The 22203-nt window shown below is 31.7% G+C and carries 14 protein-coding genes and 5 pseudogenes; 6 read left to right on the top strand and 13 right to left on the bottom strand.

The features are described 5' to 3' along the window. Positions 1-78: 78 nt before the first annotated feature. Positions 79-1242 (bottom strand): aminotransferase class I/II-fold pyridoxal phosphate-dependent enzyme, encoded by a 1164-nt coding sequence (locus HYI43_08970; GenBank protein UDI78673.1) that lies wholly within the window; start codon positions 1240-1242, stop codon positions 79-81. Positions 1243-1452: 210 nt separating this feature from the next. Further along, positions 1453-2462, bottom strand: a pseudogene (locus tag HYI43_08965) (acyltransferase family protein). A gap of 201 nt (positions 2463-2663) precedes the next feature. On the opposite strand from HYI43_08965, the pseudogene HYI43_08960 reads away from it, so the two are divergent. Both HYI43_08960 and HYI43_08955 read left to right on the top strand, forming a co-directional pair. After that, positions 2664-3152 (top strand): annotated as a pseudogene (locus HYI43_08960) (tryptophan-rich sensory protein). Between the two features lie 164 nt (positions 3153-3316). Further along, positions 3317-3736 (top strand): annotated as a pseudogene (locus HYI43_08955) (MarR family transcriptional regulator). Between the two features lie 141 nt (positions 3737-3877). Here HYI43_08955 and HYI43_08950 read toward each other — a convergent pair. From HYI43_08950 to HYI43_08935, 4 genes and pseudogenes are all read right to left on the bottom strand, one after another. Then, a pseudogene (locus HYI43_08950) lies at positions 3878-7946 on the bottom strand (SH3-like domain-containing protein). Positions 7947-8316: 370 nt separating this feature from the next. Then, positions 8317-8739 carry a GNAT family N-acetyltransferase gene (locus HYI43_08945; GenBank protein ID UDI78672.1) on the bottom strand — a complete coding sequence of 141 codons (423 nt, stop codon included), beginning with the start codon at positions 8737-8739 and terminating at the stop codon, positions 8317-8319. A 123-nt stretch (positions 8740-8862) separates the two neighbouring features. After that, positions 8863-9333 (bottom strand): DUF2538 family protein, encoded by a 471-nt coding sequence (locus tag HYI43_08940; protein UDI78671.1) that lies wholly within the window; start codon positions 9331-9333, stop codon positions 8863-8865. Between the two features lie 18 nt (positions 9334-9351). Then, positions 9352-10601: pseudogene (locus HYI43_08935) on the bottom strand (LCP family protein). A 455-nt stretch (positions 10602-11056) separates the two neighbouring features. On the opposite strand from HYI43_08935, the gene HYI43_08930 reads away from it, so the two are divergent. Further along, entirely contained in the window at positions 11057-12229 is a 1173-nt protein-coding gene (locus tag HYI43_08930; protein UDI78670.1) for a beta-lactamase family protein, read from the top strand. 85 nt (positions 12230-12314) lie between these two features. On the opposite strand, the gene rihC is transcribed toward HYI43_08930, so the two are convergent. The 6 genes from rihC to HYI43_08900 all read right to left on the bottom strand — a co-directional run bounded on the left by rihC (position 12315) and on the right by HYI43_08900 (position 18022). Then, on the bottom strand, positions 12315-13223 hold the full coding sequence (gene rihC, locus HYI43_08925) for a ribonucleoside hydrolase RihC (GenBank protein ID UDI78669.1): 909 nt from the start codon (positions 13221-13223) through the stop codon (positions 12315-12317). 135 nt (positions 13224-13358) lie between these two features. Beyond that, a complete protein-coding gene (gene qoxD / locus HYI43_08920; GenBank protein UDI78668.1) occupies positions 13359-13649 on the bottom strand; it encodes a cytochrome aa3 quinol oxidase subunit IV in 291 nt (96 codons plus the stop codon). Then, positions 13646-14251, bottom strand: coding sequence for a cytochrome aa3 quinol oxidase subunit III (gene qoxC / locus HYI43_08915; protein ID UDI78667.1), 606 nt, complete (start codon positions 14249-14251; stop codon positions 13646-13648). The genes qoxD and qoxC overlap by 4 nt, the downstream gene beginning before the upstream one ends. Next, positions 14241-16229, bottom strand: coding sequence for a cytochrome aa3 quinol oxidase subunit I (qoxB, locus tag HYI43_08910; GenBank protein ID UDI78666.1), 1989 nt, complete (start codon positions 16227-16229; stop codon positions 14241-14243). Before qoxB ends, qoxC begins: the two co-directional genes overlap by 11 nt. Continuing rightward, the gene (qoxA, locus tag HYI43_08905; GenBank protein UDI78665.1) at positions 16229-17353 is read right to left on the bottom strand and encodes a cytochrome aa3 quinol oxidase subunit II; all 1125 of its coding nucleotides are present in this window, start codon (positions 17351-17353) and stop codon (positions 16229-16231) included. Before qoxA ends, qoxB begins: the two co-directional genes overlap by 1 nt. Before the next feature lie 351 nt (positions 17354-17704). Next, positions 17705-18022, bottom strand: coding sequence for a DUF5011 domain-containing protein (locus HYI43_08900; protein ID UDI78664.1), 318 nt, complete (start codon positions 18020-18022; stop codon positions 17705-17707). Between the two features lie 259 nt (positions 18023-18281). On the opposite strand from HYI43_08900, the gene HYI43_08895 reads away from it, so the two are divergent. Further along, the gene (locus HYI43_08895; GenBank protein ID UDI78663.1) at positions 18282-19427 is read left to right on the top strand and encodes a nitric oxide dioxygenase; all 1146 of its coding nucleotides are present in this window, start codon (positions 18282-18284) and stop codon (positions 19425-19427) included. A 112-nt stretch (positions 19428-19539) separates the two neighbouring features. Here the strand turns inward: HYI43_08895 and folD are convergent, their stop codons facing one another. Next, positions 19540-20397 (bottom strand): bifunctional methylenetetrahydrofolate dehydrogenase/methenyltetrahydrofolate cyclohydrolase FolD, encoded by an 858-nt coding sequence (gene folD / locus HYI43_08890; protein UDI78662.1) that lies wholly within the window; start codon positions 20395-20397, stop codon positions 19540-19542. 211 nt (positions 20398-20608) lie between these two features. Between folD and purE the strand changes: the two genes are divergently transcribed. Together purE and purK are read left to right on the top strand one after the other, a co-directional pair. Further along, positions 20609-21091: a 5-(carboxyamino)imidazole ribonucleotide mutase gene (gene purE / locus HYI43_08885; protein UDI78661.1), complete on the top strand. Its 483-nt coding sequence runs from the start codon at positions 20609-20611 to the stop codon at positions 21089-21091. Further along, positions 21078-22202 (top strand): 5-(carboxyamino)imidazole ribonucleotide synthase, encoded by a 1125-nt coding sequence (gene purK, locus HYI43_08880; protein UDI78660.1) that lies wholly within the window; start codon positions 21078-21080, stop codon positions 22200-22202. The genes purE and purK overlap by 14 nt, the downstream gene beginning before the upstream one ends. Position 22203: the final 1 nt, after the last annotated feature.

Raw genomic sequence — 22203 nt, 5'->3', positions numbered from 1 at the left:
TTAAAAGGACACTTGTATAGCGTTTAACTGATTGACAGTTAAACTTACTATTAACAAGTGTCCTTTTTTAAATTAAAGTTATAAATCATAATTTTCTTTTAAAAATTGTTCTAAACGATGCATTCCCTCTTTTAAAACATCCATTTCATAGGCATATGAAATGCGTATATGACCTTTACCAATATCTGTGAAGGCAGAACCAGGAACCATGGCAACGTGTGCTTCTTCAAGAACTTTGACACAAAAATCAAAATCATTATCCGTATATTTTTGAATACTAGGGAAGATATAAAAAGCGCCTTCAGGTTGCGCGTCTAATTCAAAACCTAAATCCAATAATTTAGATTTTAAGTAATCACGACGCTCAATATAAGCTTTATTCATATATTTAGGGGATTCCAATCCTTCATTTAAAGCTGCTATACATGCAAGTTGTGCAGGTACATTTGCACATATACAGTTATAAGCATGCATGAATGTTAACTTTTCAATTAAGTATTCTGGCCCAATTAAGAAACCAATTCGAATACCAGTTGCAGAATGTGATTTGCTTAATCCACCAATCAATAGTAATTGGTCTCGAATTTCATTGTATTCTGCAAATGATGTATGTGTTCCTTTGAAAGTATTTTCAGCATAGATTTCATCACTAATAATGAAAATTTCTTGATCTTTCAAGTAATGAACTAATGATGCTACTTCCTCACGAGTCAAAATCACACCAGTAGGATTCGTAGGATAATTTAACAAAATTGCTTTCGTTTTATCGCTAATATGTTGGGCAATTAATTCCGGTGTCACTTTAAAGTTCGATTGAGTCGTATCTATGTATATTGGGTGACCACCTAAAGTTTCCACCAGAGGAATATAGCCAGCATAAATCGGACCAGGAATGAGTATTTCATCACCGGGTTCAATAATACTACGTAATGATGTATCAAGTGCCTCGCTCGCACCATTCGTAACAATAATTTCTTCCTCACTATAATAAAAACCATACTTATTTTTAAAATATTGGCTAATAGCTTGGCGTGTTTTTGGGAGTCCTTTGTTATGAGAATAGCTTGTTTTATCTTCTTTAATCGCATTAATATAGGCATTTTTGACTACTTCTGGCATGGGAAAGTCTGGTTGACCTATAGTCAAATTCACGCAATCATCAATGTTTTTCATACGATTTGAGAATTGTCGTATGCTTGGTGCTCTTAAAAATTTTGAATTAGAGTTTAATGATAATTTCATATATACACCTCGAAAAAATTAACAAAATAAGACTTTGTTCGATATATAGACTTTAAAAACGAAAGTCTGAAAGTAAAACTAATAATAATAGGGGATATAACACAATTAAAGCTTTGAAACGCTTTTAGTGCTATCCCCAGAATTTTTAGAATAATCTTATAATAACATATTTTTTGTTACACAATTTACATTTTATGCGATTATTATTAATTAAGATTTACGCCTATAGTCAGAGGGTTTCTTTAAATTAATAACAGGGTTAGTCCATTTACATATAAAGTTCGTCGATAGTATATAAACTATTAATAATGAAAGAACTATTAAATATATATATGTAAAGAACGAGACATTATCTTTAAATGGATACACTTCAAAGCCCCTAACGATACCAATCACTAGTCCGTGGAGTAAGTAAATGTACATCGTTCGTTTACCTATATAAGTATAAATACGTTTTTGATTACTCATTAAGTTAAGAAATGCAAACATTGCTACAAAGATAATGACATAAAGTAATAAACGTTTGAATGGACTATAAACACTTTCTTTATTGTTTTCAAGAGATGTGTACGGACTGCTACCTAGTAACCAATCTGCATTAATAGGATGTATATAATAACCGATAAAGAATGCAATGAATACTAATATTGAAAAAATTCTTAGCTTCTTATTACGTAATATTTGTGTATGTGATCGTGTTGTTAAATAGCCAATATAAAAGATAGGGAAGAACACAATAGTACGCGAAATACTCATATACTCCCCAATATCTTTTGAAAAACCAGCTAAAATAGAAATAATCAATGCAATGGGCAATACATAATATGGATTATAACGTCTCACAATCACTAATATGACGTGGAAAAAGAAAAGCGTAAGTAAGAACCATAGTGCAAATACGGGATCGAATGGGTCCATCTGAATTGCTTCGCTTTTACCAGTTAAATAATAATATATTGAGAAAAAAGCATAAAAAATTGCATATGGCGCAATGAGTTTCTTAGCGACATTTTCTAAATAATTTGGCTTATCTAAGTGTTTTGCAAAATATCCTGAAATAAATAAAAATGTTGGCATATGAAAGCTATTACAAGATAAAGTGCAGATAAATATTTACTTTCAGAAGTATAAGGTTGCATCATATGACCAAATACAACTAAAAAGATAAGTACTGCTCGAGCATTATCAAAAAAATAGTCTCTTTTTGTATCGATGGACATACGATTGTCTCCTTTATTTATTAATAACTGTATTTAATTTAGTATAGATTAATACGTAAATGCAACAATTTAAGATAAAATGTTGGGTTAATATAATTATTTATGTATTTTGATTATATTTTATTATGTAATTTGATGAATAGGTCTGTGAATAAATGTTTGTATAATAGGGAAGAGCTAGTTAAACATGTAAAGGAGTGAATAGTCATTAATATATTAATTAAATGTATCAAATTAATACATCCAGTGATAGGTGGTAGTATGATTGGTCGAATAACTGCATAGGAATCAAAAAATGATTACAATCAGTTTAAAAAGCCACCATTTTCACCACCTACTAAAGCATTTCCAATCGTATGGCCAATTTTATATTTATTGATGGGTGTTTCTTATTTGATGACTACAAACAATAATAAATGCAAATCCTCAATTAATATGACGCATTTTATTCAATTATCATTTAACTATTTGTGGTCTATTCTTTATTTTAAAAAGAAAATGAGAGGTATTGCATTCGTAGAAAGTGTAGTATTATTGGTTTCAGTAGTCGTGAATGCAATCACTATGTTTAAAGTGCATCGTATTGCTGGTTTACTACAAATCCCATATGTATTATGGTCTGCTTTTGCAAGTTATTTAAATGCAGGTAACTGGTTACTTAATAAAGATAACCCAAATTACAATAAATAATAGTTTTAAAAGGTCATTCGTCTAATTTTTGAAAGTATATAACTCAATGAAATTAAAATTGAATTGATTAGACTTGTATTGTGACAAAATATTGACAGTACATGACATATAAAAATTTCATAGTATAATAGTATTAACAATTACAAAAGTGGAGTAGAACAACAATGTACAATCAACTAGAAAAACTTATTACACTAACTAATAATGACCTAAATTTGGTCAATAGACGTTTTGGACAACGCACAGATATTACAAATGATCAATTAGAACTATTAAGAATTTTATACAGCTATGATCGTTTATAACAATATGATTTAACTATGAAGATTAGTAGGGAACAATCAATTGTGTCCCGTTGGATTAAGAAATTAGTTCACAAAGGATATATTATGAGTCAACAATCACATGAAGACTTACGATGTAAAGAACTTTGTCTCACAGACGAAGCGCGTCAATTAATTAAACAAATTAATACTGCTAGATGTGAACTTATTGAAGCACGATGCCAATGTTTATCGAATGAAGAAATTGAAAGTTTAAATCATTTGTTAGATAAATTGAACAGTCGTCACATTTACATTTAAATTTAATGCTTAATAATATAGATTACTAACTAAGTTTCTGTATTATTAGGCATTTTCTTTTATAAAAAGTAAAAAATAGCACATGGGATAGATGTCTTATATGACACTATCTCATGTGCTATTCATATTTATAGTAAGTGATTACTTAGAGTAATTTGAGATTTCAAAGTATTTACCTACAGCTTTAATTTCATTATAAAGTTGTTTAAGGTATTGTGCGTTTGCGTTTGCCCAATTAATATCTGTTGCATATTGATGTGTACCAGGATTATCAGGATTCCAACGCATTTTGTATAGTGTGTTTTGGCCTGCTTTAATATAATCTTGACTGATAAATTTAGCGCCACCAACAATTGCTTTTGAAACTGTATCCCAACCAGCTTGTTTTGCATAGTTAATGCCATAATATAATGCATTACTGTCATAAGCTGCGATACCAAAGACATTGTGATATTTAGTCATACTCTTAGTGTTAACGTAATTGTTGACAATATTTGCGCCTTTAGCTAATTGAGATTGTCCATTTCCAGTTTCAATTAGAGCATGTGCAATTAAGTAAATTTCGTTAACGCCAGAAACTGCTGCAGCTTGACTGAATGCTGCACCTTGGTTTTCAAGAACGCCTTTTCCTTTAAGTAATTGGTTTAAGCTCGCTACAGAAATATTCTGAGGACGATCTAAACGTAAGAATTGATACTTAAGTGTATCATCGTTTGCTAATTTTTCAGGATTCATGGCATTTTTAATTTCGCTCAATGATGCATTAGACCAACCATAGCCATTACGTTGAACTTGAGGTGCTGCACCATAAGCATTTTGTTGAATTGCAGCTGCTTGGTTTAATGTTCTATGTGAATTTGAATATTTTACTAATTGTTTTTTCAAATCAGTTTCTTTAATCCAAACATATTTACCATTAGACAATTTACCGTAGTACCATGTTTTACCATTAACAACTTGTCGTTTTGACACTTGGAAAATTTGTTCATTAAACGTTTTCAATGGTGTTGCTTTTGCTGAAGTCGGATCGTCATAATAAAAACCATTATTACTATCGATAACAAACTCATATTGATACTTTTCAGTATTATCAGTAGTAGCGTTAGTATTTAAATCATTTTTCGCAATCCAACCTGTTTTACCGTTAATTGTACCAAATAGGTATGTTGTATTACCGATAACAACTGATTTTGAAACTTTAAATGATTTGTTCGCTAAGTCTTTATTATCTAGACGTTGTTGAGTTGTACCCCAAGCTACTGAATAAAGACCATTATTTTTAGTATTAACGGTATAAGTACCAGAAGTTTTTTGTTCAGTACCCATGTTTTGAATATTTAAATCTTTGATATTGAACCAACCTAAAGGTGTGTTTTGAGTTGTATTTTGTAACAATACATAAGTGTCATTACCAATTGTTTTTTCTTTAGAAACTTTAAATGTACGGTTCGCATATTTAGTTGCATTTTTGCCAGCTTTATCATATACCGTTGCACGCACACCGCTATTATTAGCGTTAACTTGAGCAATCTTAGAAACAGATTGAGTTGCTGTAGTTGTAGGTGTTGATGATGCTTTTGTATTCATGGCAAATTTAGCACTTACTTTTGGAGTTGATTGAATGTCAGTAGATTTAACCCATCCCCAAATGTTATTAATAACACCATGTAAATAAGTATCTTTGCCGACTTTAATTGAATCTAAAGATTTCAATTGTTTACCATTTGATGGAACTGTCGCTTTAACTTGTTTCGAACTACCCCAAGGTGTGTCATAAATATTAGCATTACCTTTAACATTGTAATAAGTTACATCCGTTTTAGTTGGTTTTGTAGATTGTACATTTATTTCAGACGCAGGCACCCAACCACGTGAAGTTCCACCATTGAAATCAGAAATTAAGTAATAATCTTTGTTATTTAATGTCGCTTTTTTAGTAATACTATAAGTTTTTCCACCAATTGAAGTATTAGCTTTGATGTTCTTATCATAAACAGTAGTATAAGTGCCTTTATTCTTAGTTGAAACTTGACCTAAAGTATTTTTAAGATTAGACACTTTAAGTGTGTTATCAACTGTAGGTGTTTTAGTACCAGATGATGAATTTGATAATTTAGTTAAAAATGCTTGACTAACCCAACCATTCTTACCATTAAGTGAGCCATATACATAAGTAGCTTTACCAACTTGTTGAGACTTAGTGGCTTTGAATGGTGCAGTATTTGATTTAGATACTGTACCAGCTACTTGATTATAGTTACCCCAAGGAACTGTATAAAGCGTTGCGCCAGATTTAATGTTATATGATTGATTTACTTTTACTGGAGATTTTACAGTATTATATACTGTTTCGCCTTGTTTAACCCAACCATAAACTTTACCACTGTTGTAGTCAGATACTAGATAATATTTATCTTTACCTAGTGTTGCAGATTTCGTTACAGATAAAGTATTGTGAACTTGATCTGTAGCTTTACCTTTATCATCATAAACAGTTGTATATACACCGCTATTATCAGATTTAATTTGTGCTAGACCACTGTTTGAAGAAACCGATAATTTTGGTGAAGTTGTCGTACTACCTTTACTACCGCTATTTGAATTATTACTTGATGAACCACTATTACTAGAACTGCTTGTAGTACCCCAAGGTGCGACTTGACCAGTTTTAATTAGATATTTTTCATTAATTAAGTCATATAACTCATCGTAAGTATAGTTATGCGCTTGGAAGTAGGCATGAGGGTCAGAATGATCTGTTCCGCCTAAATAACGACTAACAGCATAGTGCGTCCAAACTGTACCTTGGCCATCATATTCAGCACTATTTGGTTTTAAACCATAGTATTGTAATTGTGTTGCTGCATAGTCTGCATAGTTATTCATTGATCTAGCAAAAGAATCATAGTCGTGTGTGTGGACAATTTCAACATTGATAAAACGTTCATTTGCTTGTGGACCAGCACCCCAAGATAAATAGTCAGTAGGGGCAGTTTCAACTATACGATTTCCATCAACAAATGCATGTACAAAGGCTGAATTATAGTTGTTTTTCATGTAATTAATTTCGCCATCAATCGTTGAATTATCATTAGCAGTATCATGCACCACAATACCTTCAGGTTTGCCTACACCATTACGATAGCCATATTGAGGGAAGTATGATGTGTAATCTTCCTCAATTTTAGGTGCTTGTAAGTTATGTGAACGTATATAGTTATTAATTGATGAGCTAACTTGTGGTTTATATTTTGGTAAAGAGGATGTAGTTGTTTTAACTGCATAACGTTTAACTGTTTTAAGTTGTGTGCTAGGACCACCTTTTCCGCCTACAGCTCTAAATCCTGAATAACCTGATTGCGTATTATTAGAATTAGACTGACTTGTGTTTTGATTGTCAGTATTAGTTTTAGTATTTGTTGTTGATGTTGGAGTACTTTGTTTAGTAGTACTTGCATTGTTTGCATTTGTATTACTATAAGTACTGATTTGTTTATCTGAATTATTATTATTTGAAACTTTTGTTTGACTAGCTTCTGTAGATTTTGAGGCTACATTTTGATTTGAAACAACTTTAGTTTGCGTTTGTGTTGCAGGAGTAACATTATTCTCAGTTGTTTTTTTCGTGTTATTTTGAATTGTTTCTTTATTAGATGTTGGCTGAGAATTTTGTGATAATTTAGTATTAGCTGTATCATTTTGACTTACTTGTTGCGTGCTAGCTAGTTGACTATTATTTTGGTTAGTTGAATTATTGTCATTACTACCTTTAGTATCAATAGTTTGATTTTGAGCTATGTCATTTGTTGCAGCAGTTGTTTGCTTTTCATTAGAAGTAACATTACTATTACTTGTTTGAGCACTGTTTTGATTGTTTTTAGAAGTAGTAACATTGTGTAGTAGTCGTTTGATTTGAATCTTTTAAGTTATCTAGTTTGGCATCATATGAGTTATTTACAGTTGCGACTTTAGCCTTAACTTTTGAAGGATCTTGATACGTTTGAACGCCAGAAACGTTTTGCGCTGAATTACTTACTTCTTTTTTAGCTTGTTCAGCATTTTGTATGCTTTGTTGATCATCAATAACGTTAGTTGTATTGCTTGTATTTTGATTATTTTCTGCTGCTTGAGCATGATGTGTTGTAAATGCAGCACCAAATAATGTGATTGCAATCATCGAAGGAAATTTTAAATTAAATTTTTTTGTCATATTGTTACTCCTCGTTAATATTATTACAACTCTATTATAATAGGTAATCGATATCAATGATTTATTTTAATCTATTTGTAAACTAAGCTTAATTTTTTCTTACTAAAATTAAACAAATGTAGCAAATACTAAGAAATTTAACAAATAAATAATTTATAAATTTAATTGTGTATATCTTTAATTTATAGGTAAAACCAGTTTGGATTTATATATTGTATCGGTAATGAATTGAATTACTAGTATATTTTTTTATGAATCAAATTAAAAATTGATACCAATAATGAATATAATTTGGCTAAAACTAATGACTCTATATATGAGACCAAATAAAAAGATTACAATAGCTATATGTAAATAAAATGTAATTGAATTATATATATTTATACATTTTTATATGATCGATATTTTCTTCAATAAAAATACTACCAGTACTTTCATAACCTAATTTTTCATAAAAGCCTTGTGCCTGCACTTGGGCATTTAAAATTAATTTATTGTATCCCTTATCTTTGGCAAAGCGTTCAATTGCAAACATAAGAGTTCTTCCATAGCCGTCTTTTCTATATTCTTTTAAAATTGCTACGCGTTCTACTTTTGCAGCATCTTCAAATGGTCGAAAACGAGCACAAGCAAAAGGTCGGTGCTCATGATCATAGCCAATGACATGGATTGACTTTTCCTCAAAAGCATCAAGCTCATTTTCTAATGGCACACCTTGCTCATTAACGAATACTTCTTCTCTAATACTAAAACATTCTGAAAGCATATCTTTATTTTTGACAATTTCAAACATTATTTTACCCCCAATAATCTAAATATTAAATAAATTTAACAAGTATAAAGTTATTCTATATTATTTGAGAATACAAAAAAACTCCTTTTTACTTTAAATAAGTAAAAAGGAGTAATTTCTAAATTATATCGCTTCTTGACGTACAATTGCACTATATTGCCAAAATATTCTCATTTGAGCAATATTCCAATTATTCATGCCCATTGTGAACCCTGAAGGTTTAAATAAATTCACATCAGTAACTTCTAATGCTGCAGCTATTAAATATTGTAGAGGGACGCTAATGCTTTTCATTGTTTCAGTTATACCATTTTCATCATAGACCCATGAAAATGGTAAATCTGATTCAAATACATCGACTTTATCAAAAATATCGGGTAGGGCGACAATATAACATGCGCCATTTACGACAGGGTTCATCGCGTTCTCACCATAATATACTAGCAATGCTTCATAATTTTCACGATGTTCATGATTTACATAAAAGAATTCACTTCTAAATAAAGCCATGTCTTGACTATGAATGATTTGCTGTTCTAAAACATTGAACATACCGTTAATGTTGGCAATTTTTTCATATGTTTTGCGTGACATTGTACGTGCTCCTCTCGTTTAATATAATTGGTTCGTTTGATTTTGATTGTTATCTGAGACACCATTGTTGTCATTATTATACTGTGTATTATTTTGGTTGTCTTGAGTTTGATCAGAATTTGAATTATTCATATTATCTTGATTTGATTGATTGTCTGAATTTGAGTTTGAATTATTACTACTACTATTATTATTTGAATCGTCATTATTATTAGAAGATGAATCTCTTTGATTCTTTTTCAATAATGATTGATCGAGTTGTGTTAATGGAACTAATGAACCATAGTGCTTGATTACACGCTCATCTAAAAACTCATCTTTGTCAGTGATTTTTGATAGGCCTAAATCAGAACGTAATATATTAGAGTATTTCATAATACTACTAACACTTGGATTATAATAGTAAATATTGTCTAAGTAATCATCTTTACCTTTAAGTTGTGATTTTTTAAATTCAATATCATCAGATAAGTACATTGAAGCTAATGATTTAATTTCACTTGTAGTTAAATTGTGTTTGGCGTTTTTACCTACAATTTTAACCAAATTATCTAATTTATCATATGAATCTAATTTTTTAGCTTTTTGGAAAAGTAATTTAATTAAATCCATTTGTCTTTCGCCACGTTTCAAGTCAGAATCATGGTGGCGAGTTCGAGCGACAGCTAAGGCTTCATCACCATTAAGTTTTTGATAACCTTTTTTAATTTTAATTCTGCCAGTATCATCTGTGTTCGGTTCATTTAAATTGTAAGGTACATCATAATAGATACCTCCAAGCTCATCCACAGCTTCTACAAATGCATCCACTGTACATAATAATCTACTGGAACGTTAAGCGTAGCTTCTACTGAATCCATTGACGCTATTGGTCCACCATATGCGTGAGCATGAGTGATTTTATCATAATAACCAACTTTTGGAATGTAACTAATTGTATCACGTGGGATACTAAGTAAGCGAATTTGACGCTTTTCAGGGCTGAGTGTTGACAGAATCATTGAATCTGTTCTTGAATGTTCTGTAGACTGGCCGTTTTTACGACGACCTTCGTTATCATCAATACCTAAAAATAATATAGAAACAGCATCTTTTGAAGGGTTTACTTTACCTTCACGTATGTTAGATTGTCTCTTTGCATCTGATTTATCATATGAATCTTTCATAGCATCTTCAGAAGTATTGTATAAATTAATGATAAAAATTACAGGAACAACAATTAGAAATAAAGTCAACAACATCATAAAATATTTTAAAAAACGGTTCATAATTTGTGCTCCTAAACTAAATTTGTAAGAATTGATTTCTTTGAGAAAGGAGAAGTGATTGTATAATGAATCTAATCTCACCGCACAAAAATCAATTCTAAATATATTATTTTGTTTGTGTTTATAATTCCTAGTTGTTAAAGATATATAAATTGTATCAAATCTATGCGCTCATAGCCTTAAATTGTATTCCTTTTTAGAGAAAATTACAACTTTAATTTTAATACAAAGCTTACAGGATTAAAATAGCATTTGTTTTAATTTAAAATTAAAAATAAATGTCACTTTATCGGGCTAAAGTACGATGTGCAAATTTAAAATGAGCGTATTATAAATAGAAGATGAATTACTGATTTTAATGTTATATAATATAAAATAATTAATGGATGAAAAATTAAAATAGAAAGAAGACTGACAGTTCGGAAACTCTTCTAATTTAATATATGAGGCAGCAAATGAAAGAAAAATATTTAAAAATTTTAGCTTTTATTTTAGTATTAACCGCGTTAATTTTATTAGTGATTTTATTTCTTGTAAAAGTAACGAACTACAGTTATAAAGACACCGAATACAATCACAATAATGATAACAAAAAGTATTTAGAAAAAAGAGATAAAACACATAAGAAAGTAAAGCCGTTAAAAAATGTAAAGGCAAAAGACAATCATATTGCACAAATTAATTCATATCTTAAGAATGTACAATTTAATGGGTCAGTTACAGTTCTTAAGAAGGGAAAACTTGAACTTGATAAAGGTTATGGATACCAAAACATTAGTAAAAAAACAAAAAATAGTGCTAATACCATGTATTTAATTGGATCGGCTCAAAAATTCACAACGGGATTAATATTAAAACAGTTGGAAGTAAATCACAAAGTGAACATGAATGATTCAGTTAAAAAGTATATACCGTGGTTTAAAACGACTAAGAAAATTACTTTAAAAGATTTAATGTTACATAGAAGTGGATTGTACAAATTTGATGCTTTGCCTGATACTAAAAGTTTAGATGGGGCAGTCCATGATATCCAGCGTCGTGGTATAAATAACAAATATTATCATAAACATTTATATAATGATGCTAATTACTTAGTACTAGCACAAGTTATAGAAAATGTTACACATAAATCATATGCTGAGAATTACTATAATGCTTTAGCTAAACCGTACAAATTGGAGCATAGTGCATTTTTTAATGAAAAACCTTACAAAAAATATATGGCAACAGGATATAAAATTGCAGATAATCAATTGAAGACGATGAAACCGAATATTTTAGATCAATATTATGGTGCTGGGAATCTTTATATGACTGCGCATGATATGGCACGCCTAGTTAACAACTTACAAAATAATAATATTTTTAATCAACAAACAACAACATCTTTATTACAAGAAATAGGAAGCAAGAATTATCCTGAATCATATCGATATGGTTTTTATGCAACACCTCGATTAAATCGTATTAATGGGGTCTTTTTTGGACAAACATTTACTGTGTATTTCAATAAAGAATATATTATAGTCGTTGCATCGAATGTCACAGATAAAGCTAAATTAAAAAATGAACAAATTATTTCACATATTTATTATCAATTGCTTAGACAAAACGCATATGATAAATAAGCAGAAAATATAAAAAGCTATATTAAGAATGATAGTGGACTGACAGGGGTCCCTACATTCTTGGTATAGCTTTTTTTGAATCCATTTACTTGGTATATTTCAGTGCATTTTTAAAAATAGTTTGGTAGTCATTATTAGCGCTAGACAACACGACTTTGCAATTAGGATGTGCTGACTCAAAATCTACTACTGTTGCACCTCGCGTTAATCGACCATGTGTTTCAATTTGTACATTCGCTTCTTTTACAATATAACTTTTTTGATCAAGCAAATACAATACAGTAAAGACATCATAAAGCTTTAATCCTAAAGCGAAATCTTTTTCACGATAATGCTGAAATATGTGATATAGCATGGCAGTAGTATTATTAATCTTTTTAAAAGAAGAGAGGTAATCATGCGTTAATATCGATTGACGAGCCAAATCAAGACCAATCATTGTCAGTGGAAGGCCCGAATTAAAAACGACATGTGCTGCTTCAGGATCACAATAAATGTTAAATTCTGCAAGAGGGGTAACATTGCCTCTTCCAGTAGAACCACCCATTAATACAATCTCTTTAATAAGTGTTTTACATTCTGGATAAGTATTGAGTAATAAAGCAATATTAGTGAGTGGACCTATTGCAATGATAGTGATAGGTTCTTTGGATTCAATTAAGGCACTTCTTATGGCGTCTATGGCATGCTCAGATGCTAAATCTTCCATAGTAGTAGATGGAAATTGAAATCCATCCATACCACTTTCACCATGAACATGACTAGCATCTTTAATATCATTTAATAAAGGTTTTGAAGCGCCTTTATGAACTGGTACGTCACTATGAAAAAAGTTTTTCAATTTTAAAGCATTAGCTGTTGTTTTTTCAATACTTACATTACCATTGACTGTTGAAATCATTTTAACATCAAAGTAGGGGTGTGAAAGTGTAACACTAATTGCAGCAGCATCATCAATTCCAGGGTCAGTATCTATTATTATTGGTAGTGACATAAGGAATCTCCTCCACAAATTTATAATATGTATAAAGTATAACGAAATAAACCTATAAAATAATAGTATCAAAAAAACCTGCATGAAACGTTGTATTGTTTCACTGCAGGTTTTTGATTTAAGGCAAGTATTAAATTATAAGTGGTGAGAATGTCCACCTTGCATAACCCAATACGTACCAATAACTGTTACTAAAGTAATGATAATCGCAAAGATAACTTTGAACGATTGTACTTGACCATCTTTACCTTCAGTTAAGTGCATGAACATTAATAATTGAACTGCTGCTTGAATAAAGGCAAAACCAAAGATGATAGTAGTTTTAGCATGGAATGTCATGTTTGTGTATAGAGTTACGAAAACTGCTAATAACGTCAAGACAATTGAAGCAATAAAACCGACTGTATGTTTTACGATTGTATTCATCCGCTATACACCATCCCTATCATATATACGGCAGTAAAGATGAAGATCCAAACTACATCTAAAAAGTGCCAATATAAACTTACAATAAATAATTTTGGAGCATTAAATTTATTTAATCCACGTGTTGCAACTTGGATTAATAAACAAATAATCCAACCAATACCTAATGATACGTGGGCACCGTGAGTACCTAATAGGATGAAGAAACTAGACCAATATGATCCAACTTGTGGTGTTACACCTTCAGATACATAGTGTGCAAACTCGAAAATTTCGAATCCAACGAACACTAAACCTAAAAGAACTGTAAGAATCATCCAAAACATCATTAAGTTTTGTTTTTCTTTACGCATGTAGTAAATTGCAATACCACAAGTGTAAGAACTGATTAACAAGGCAAATGTCATAATTAAAACAAGTGGTAACTCGAATAATTCAGTAGTCATTTTGCCAGCGTAATCGCCACCGTGTTGTAACGTTAATAACGTTGCAAATAGGGTACCGAATAACGCAAATTCGGCTGTAAGGAAAATCCAGAAGCCAAGTTTATTTAATTGACCTTCGTGCGTACGTGAATCAACAGTATTTGTATCATGACTCATGACTTACAGCCTCCCTTTCTTTAATACGAGCTTCTCTTAAACGAGCTTCATTTTCAGCAACTTCAGAAGCAGGGATATGATAACCATGGTCTTGAACGAAACTTTGATAAACTAATGTACCTAAAATGCCTACTAAACATACAGCAGCAGGAATTACAGTATCAAAGATTAAGAAGAAACCACCAATTAACATGAATATTCCCATGAATACACCAGTGTGTGTATTGTTAGGCATATGAATGTCTTTGTAGTTATGGTTATCTAAATAGTGACGACCATGTTCTTTCATATCAACAAATGTATCGTAGTCATTCCAATCTGGAGTGATTGCAAAGTTGTATTTAGGTGGAATTGCTGAAGCAGTTGACCACTCTAAAGTACGACCTAAGCCATCCCAGTTATCTCCAGTAGCTTCACGTGGAGATTTGATGTGACTGTAAACGATACTTGCTACTAAGAATAGGAAACCAACAGCCATCATTAATGCACCGATAGTTGAAATTACGTTTAATAACCACCAGCCATCTGAAGGCATGTAAGTGTATAAACGACGTGGCATTCCGTCTAATCCAAGAATGAATTGTGGTAAGAAACATACGTTAAATCCAATCATGAATAACCAGAAACACCAAATATTTAATTTCTCATTTAATTTGTAACCCATCATCTTAGGATACCAGAAGATTAAAGCCGCTAGACAGGCGAATACTACACCAGTAACCAATGTATAGTGGAAGTGAGCTACTAAGAAATAAGTATTGTGATATTGATAGTCAGCTGATGCCATTGCTAACATTACACCAGTTACCCCACCTAATAAGAAGTTAGGGATAAAGGCTAATGAGAATAACATAGGTGACTCGAACGTGATACGTCCTTTATACAATGTTAATAACCAGTTAAATAACTTAACTCCGGTTGGTACACCGATTAACATTGTTGAAATTGAGAAGAATGAGTTAATTAATGCACCATTACCCATTGTGAAGAAATGGTGAACCCAAACTAAGAAACTTAAGAACGCGATACCAGCAGTTGCCCATACCATGCTTTGGTGTCCGAATAAACGTTTACGAGCAAATGTTGGGATAATTTCTGAATAGATACCGAATGCAGGCAAGATAACGATATAAACCTCAGGGTGCCCCCATACCCAGAAGAAGTTTGCCCATAACATTGGCATACCACCATCTGCAACTGTGAAGAAGTGTGTACCAAACACACGGTCAATAGTCATTAATGCAAGTACAACTGTGAATACTGGGAATGCAAGAATTACGATTAAAGTCGTAATAAATGTAGTAACAGTAAACATTGGCATTTGCATAAATTTCATTGTTGGTGTTTTACATCTAATAATAGTTACGAAGAAGTTGATACCGGTCATCAAAGTACCGATACCTGAAATCTGTATGGCAACTAAGTAATAGTTAACACCAGGACCAGGACTGAATTCACCAGCTAATGGTGCGTAGTTTGTCCAACCTGCTGCAGGTGAACCACCAATAATGAATGAAAGGTTGAATAAAAGCATACCAACCACGAATAACCAGAAACTAATGTTATTCATAACTGGGAACGCCACATCGCGAGCCCCAATTTGTAATGGAACAACAACGTTCCATAAACCGAATACGAATGGCATAGCCATAAAGATAATCATGATAACGCCGTGTGTACTAAAAATTTCGTTGTAGTGATTTGATTCCAAGAATTTATTATCTGGAATTGTTAATTGTGTACGAATAAGTAACGCATCAATACCACCACGTACGAACATTAATACCGCACAAATTAAATACATTAAACCGATTTTTTTATGGTCTACGGATGTGAACCATTCTTTGTAAAGATATTTCCATAACTTGAAGTAAGTAATTACTGCGATTAAACCAATAACTAAGAATGGGGCAGCAATTTGTGCCATTGTAATCATCCAGTTACCTTTAACGAGCAATTGATCCCATGGAAAATTCATTAATGTCCACCTCCATGATCATTGTCATCTTTGCTATCGAACTTAGACGCATTTTCGTCTTTAGCACTTTTACTGATTTTTTCCATTTCCTTAGAATTATGTTTTTCATGTTTTTTGAATTCATTATCATAAGGATCATTGTTACCTAGAATCATAGGTTCCATACCATGACGCTTGTAGTTAGCGTTTGTGATTTGAACCTTACGAGCTGGTTTCTGAGGTTTATCAGTAACATCTTTGTATAAGTCTTTTTCGGAAACAAAGTTAGGATCTTTTTGAACATAGTTATAACGTTTGTAAGCGTAAAAGATATACTCTGGATCTGCTGCAGGGTCAACAAATGCCATATGTGTACCACTAAATGTTAATTCTTTATTAGGTGTACTTGGTAATAATTGTTTGTCGAACTCATCTTGGCTAATTGTTTTCTTACTTTTAGCCTCTTTAACCCAAGAGTTGAAATCTTTTTGGTCTACAGAGTGAACTTTAAATGTTTGGCGAGAGAATCCTTCACCATTGAAGTTAGAGTTACGTCCTCTGAAAGTACCTGTTTGATCGGATTTTAAAGTCCAATCCATTGTCATGCCAGTCATGGCATATTTTTGACCACCTAATTGTGGAATCCAGAAACTTGTCATCGTATCCATAGCTTGAAGTTTAAACACTACTGGACGATTTTTTGGAATAGTTAATGTATTAACTGTTTCAATTTTTTGTTCTGGATAAGCAAAGAACCATTTGTATCCAGCACTTACTGCATACACGACCATAGGGTCTTCTTTACTTTCAGGTGGTTTCTCATAATCGTATAAAGTTTTAACAGTAGGAATAGCTAAAGCAATAACGATAATGATAGGTACCACAAACCAAATTGTTTCAATTAAAGAATTGTGGTGCATCTTACCAGATTCGCTGTTTTTATTATAGCTATACTTGAAAATAAAAATAGCGAACATGCTAAGCACAACAGCAACAATAACAAGCATGAAGATGATTGAATAAATAATCAGGAACTTCTGACTACTTGCTACTGGCCCTTTTGCATTAAATACTTCAATATTCGAACAGCCACTAAGTAAAATTAGCGTGCCGAACATTAGAAGCAAAGACTTGAATTTTGACACTTTTTTGACCTCCTAATACTACAAATGTAGGGCTTACCATTAATTTTAGTTTATTACGCAATATTTACAAGTACTTATCCAAAAAAAATTATAATTATAAATAGGAAAAAACTAGTGACAATAGGAATGACGGGGATTGTAAGATTTGTTAAAATTATGTGTCTATTCTGTGAAAAATGACAAAATTAAATGAAATAAGCAACTAGTTGAGAAACGTTATCATTTTCAGTGTTTTCAAGAGTTTTGAGCATAAAAAAAGATGAGAATTTTAATCTCATCTTTTTGCATAGACATATTAGTGCTTGCCAAATTCAACTGATATATTTTTATCTTTGTATTGATTTTGATTTTTTATTTTACTTCTATGTATCGGGTAGAAGTTTCTTTGGCGCCATCAGAATCTATGACATTATATTTAACTTTATATTTGCCGACTTTAGAAGTATCTACATGACCATCAACAGTGATTTTATGAGTCAAGTCGCCATCTTCTTTGTCATAAGCGCTTATGCCGTTTAATAAATTATAATTTTGGCCTTTTTGAATTACTATATCATTAACACCTTTAAGTTCAGGGGAATGATTAGTAGTTGCTTCTGCACTTAAATTTGGGGTAACAAGTGTTGCGGAGACGCCGAGTGCTGAAAGAGACTGTATTAGTTTATTCATTACGTTAACCTCCGTAAAATTAAATCGTTGAACTATTTAAGTAAACTATACATTATTTTCTGGATATAGACATCATACTATGGTCTTAATATATCGCATATTTTCACTAAATTAAATGATAAAAAGTAAAATGTATATTAAGTTTATGTAAAATGAACAATTTGTGAAATATATAACGAAATGTTTGAAAAGTTTGTATAGGAGAATATAATGAATTTAGATTTAATTTGAAATTTTTAACTAATTGGGAGTGGCTATAATGTTAAATGAACAAGAAAAAGGCATAATTAAAGAAACTGTACCTGTCTTACAGGAAAAAGGAACAGAAATAACATCATATTTTTATAATAGAATGTTTCAACAACACCCTGAGTTAAAAAATATGTTTAACCAAACAAATCAACAAAAAGGATTCCAATCAACAGCTTTAGCACAAAGTGTACTAGCTGCGGCAGTTAATATTGATAATTTAGGAAATATTATGCCAGTAGTTAGAGAAATTGCATACAAACATGTTGCATTACAAGTACCACCTGCTGGTTATGATATTGTAGGTGAAAACTTAATTGAAGCAATAAAAGCAGTAGTAGGCTTAGAAGACGATCATCCAATTATTCAAACTTGGAAAAAAGCATATCAAGAAATTGCTGATGTATTTATTCAAGTTGAAAAAGATATGTATAGTAAAATGCTTTGGGATGGTTTCCAACCTTTTGAAATTAAAAAAATTGAACAATTATCTTCAAATATCAAAGCGTTCACAGTGGTTTCAGATAAATATGATTTAAGTCAATTTACGCCAGGCGAATATATCACAGTTGATGTAAGTAGTGAAAAAATGCCTTATCGTGCTAAACGTCATTATTCAATCGTAAGCGGTAATAAAGACGAATTAACATTTGCTGTTAAACGTGATGTATCTACAGACCATGAAGGTGAAGTATCTACTATATTACATGATGAATTAAATGAAGGAGATAGCATTAATTTATCAGCACCAGTTGGTCCATTTGGTATTACGAATTCAGAAAATCCACAATTATTTATCGGTGCGGGTATTGGTGTTACGCCATTAGTACCAATGTTCAATGAAGTAACAGAACAGGGTAGTGACGCACAATTTATACAAGTTACTGGAAACAAAAATGATACACCATTCACGCAATATTTAACTCATATTAGTCAAAATTCTGACAAAGCGAAATATGAATTATATGATAGAGAAGCTAACGGATATTTAACTAAAGATTATCTTGAAAAATATTTGAGTTCTAATACTGAAGTTTATGTATGTGGTGGTGCGAAATTTATTCAATCAGTGATTGAAGTTCTTAAAGATATGGAAGTTGATCAAAGTCACATTCATTATGAAACATTTGTGCCAAAATTAAGTGTAGCTGTTTAAATAGTTTAATTATCTAAAATATATAAAGAAGAGGTCATTTAGCATAGCTAGATGGCCTCTTCTTTTAGTTAATAGTATTTAGTTAAAACTTATAAAAGCAGTAATTTGATAATTATTCAATGCCACGACGCATTTTTTCAGCTAATAACGTATTATTTAAAACCATTGTAATTGTTAATGGACCAACGCCTCCTGGAACTGGTGTAATGGCACCAGCAATTTCTTTAACTTCATCAAATTCAACGTCACCTTTTAATTTACCGTTTTCGTCTGGTGTATTACCAACGTCGACGATTACAGCACCTTCTTTAACGTCATCTTTTGTAACTAATCCAGGTTGTCCAACTGCACTTACAATGACATCAGCTTCTTTTAAATGACTGTGCATATCTTTAGTACGTGAATGCAAGATAGTTACTGTAGCGTTAGCTTGTAATAATAATTTTGAAACTGGTTGACCAACGATATGGCTACGACCAATAACGACTGCATTTTTACCTTCTAAATCGATGTCAGCATGTTTTAAAATTTCCATGATACCTAATGGTGTACATGGTACAAATGTTTGCTCATCGATATATAATTTACCAATATTTGAAGGATGGAAACCATCAACATCTTTTTCAGGATTAATTGCTTCTAATACTTTTTGTTCACTTACTTGTTTAGGAAGAGGTACTTGTACTAAGATACCACTCACTGAATCATCGTTATTTAAACGTTCTAGTTCTTTTAGTACATCTTCTTCAGATGTATCTTCATCTAAATGAACGATTTCTGAAATCATACCAATTTTTTCGGCAGCTTTCTTTTTAGAATTAACATAACTTTGGCTAGCACCATCGTTACCTACTAATATTACTGAAAGTTTTGGTGTGTATCCTTTTGCTGCTAAAGACTCAACTTGATCTTTTAATCCCTGTCTATAGTCTTTAGCTATTTGTTTCCCATCTAAAATTTTTGCAACCACAAAAAATTCCTCCTTGTTTGTTTAAATCATACCTATAGCTTAACTTTAAACATCTAATAAGGTCAAATTATAGTCAAAAGACGTAAATTAAAAGTAAAAATTAAGTTAAAGTTCGATTTTTGATTGAAAAAGCATTTAATGATTGATATGCTATATCTGTAATATACAACTTATCCTATCTAAATTTCAAACTTTTGAAAGGGTGTACAAAGTGAAAGTAGCAGTCATTATGGGAAGCTCCTCTGATTGGAAGATAATGCAAGAAAGTTGTGCAATGTTAGAACAATTTGAAATACCGTACGATAAGAAGGTCGTTTCAGCACATCGTACGCCAAAGTTAATGTTTGATTTTGCAAGTCAAGCACGTTCAAATGAATATGATGTCATTATAGCTGGTGCTGGAGGTGCGGCGCATTTGCCTGGAATGGTTGCATCAATGACTACTTTACCTGTCATTGGTGTCCCAATTGAATCTAAAAGTTTAAAGGGACTAGATTCTCTATTATCAATCGTGCAAATGCCAGGTGGTATTCCTGTTGCTACTACAGCAATTGGCACATCAGGAGCAAAAAATGCAGGTATTTTAGCAGCTAGAATATTAAGTATTAGTAATGACGTAGTGCGTAAACATTTAGAAGATTATGAGCAGTCTCTAGTAGAAAAAGTAGGTGAAATGCAAAATGAACTTCAATAAATTAAAGTTCGGTGACACAGTTGGAATTATTGGTGGCGGGCAATTAGGAAAAATGATGGCACAATCAGCTCAAAAAATGGGATTCAAAGTCATATGTTTAGACCCAAACCCAGATAGTCCGTGTAAACCAGTGGCACACGAATTTATTACTGCTGCTTATGACGATGATCAAGCTTTACACGAACTTGGAAAGAAATCCGATGTCATTACTTATGAGTTTGAAAATATTTCAGCCGAACAATTAAAACGCTTAGCACAAGCATTTAATATTCCTCAAGGTTATCAAGCCATTCAATTGTTGCAAGATCGTTTAACTGAGAAACAAACATTAGAGCAAGCTGGAACTAAAATAGTTCCATTTTTACCTATTCGAAATGAAGAAGATTTAAATGATGCGATTCAAAAATTAGGTTATCCATTTATAGTTAAAACGCGTTTCGGCGGTTATGATGGCAAAGGCCAAATACTTGTTAAAGATGAGTCATTCATTCAGGAAGCTACAGAACTTATTCGTCATCAAGAATGTGTAGCTGAACAATATCTTGATATTGCATTAGAAGTCTCATTGACTGCTACTATTGGTAACCATAGTCAAATCACTTATTTCCCACTTCAAGAAAATGAACACCGCAATCAAATATTATTTAAAACAATCGTTCCTGCTAGAAGTGATAAAGAACAAGAAGCTAGAGATGAAGTACAAAAAATAACAAATCAAATCCATTTTGTTGGGACGTTTACAGTTGAATTTTTTATTGATCAATCAAATCACTTATATGTAAACGAAATAGCACCACGACCACATAATTCCGGACATTATTCAATTGAGGCATGTGATTATTCACAATTTGATACACATATCCTTGCAGTTACCGGTCAAACGCTTCCAAAGCAAGTTGAAATTTTAAAACCGGCAGTCATGATGAATTTATTAGGACGAGATTTGAATTTGCTAGAAGATGAATTTGGTAACCACCCTGAATGGCATGTTCATATTTATGGTAAACCAGAACGTAAGCCTGATCGCAAAATGGGTCATATGACTATTTTAACGAATGATGTAAATGACACTGAAAAACATATGCTTGAACAATTTGAAGGGAGAGAATAGT

This window comes from Staphylococcus taiwanensis (genome assembly GCA_020544305.1).
GTDB classification, from domain to species: domain Bacteria; phylum Bacillota; class Bacilli; order Staphylococcales; family Staphylococcaceae; genus Staphylococcus; species Staphylococcus taiwanensis.
The sequence above is the reverse complement of the archived record's forward strand: the minus strand, read 5'-3'. Positions and strand labels throughout refer to the sequence as shown.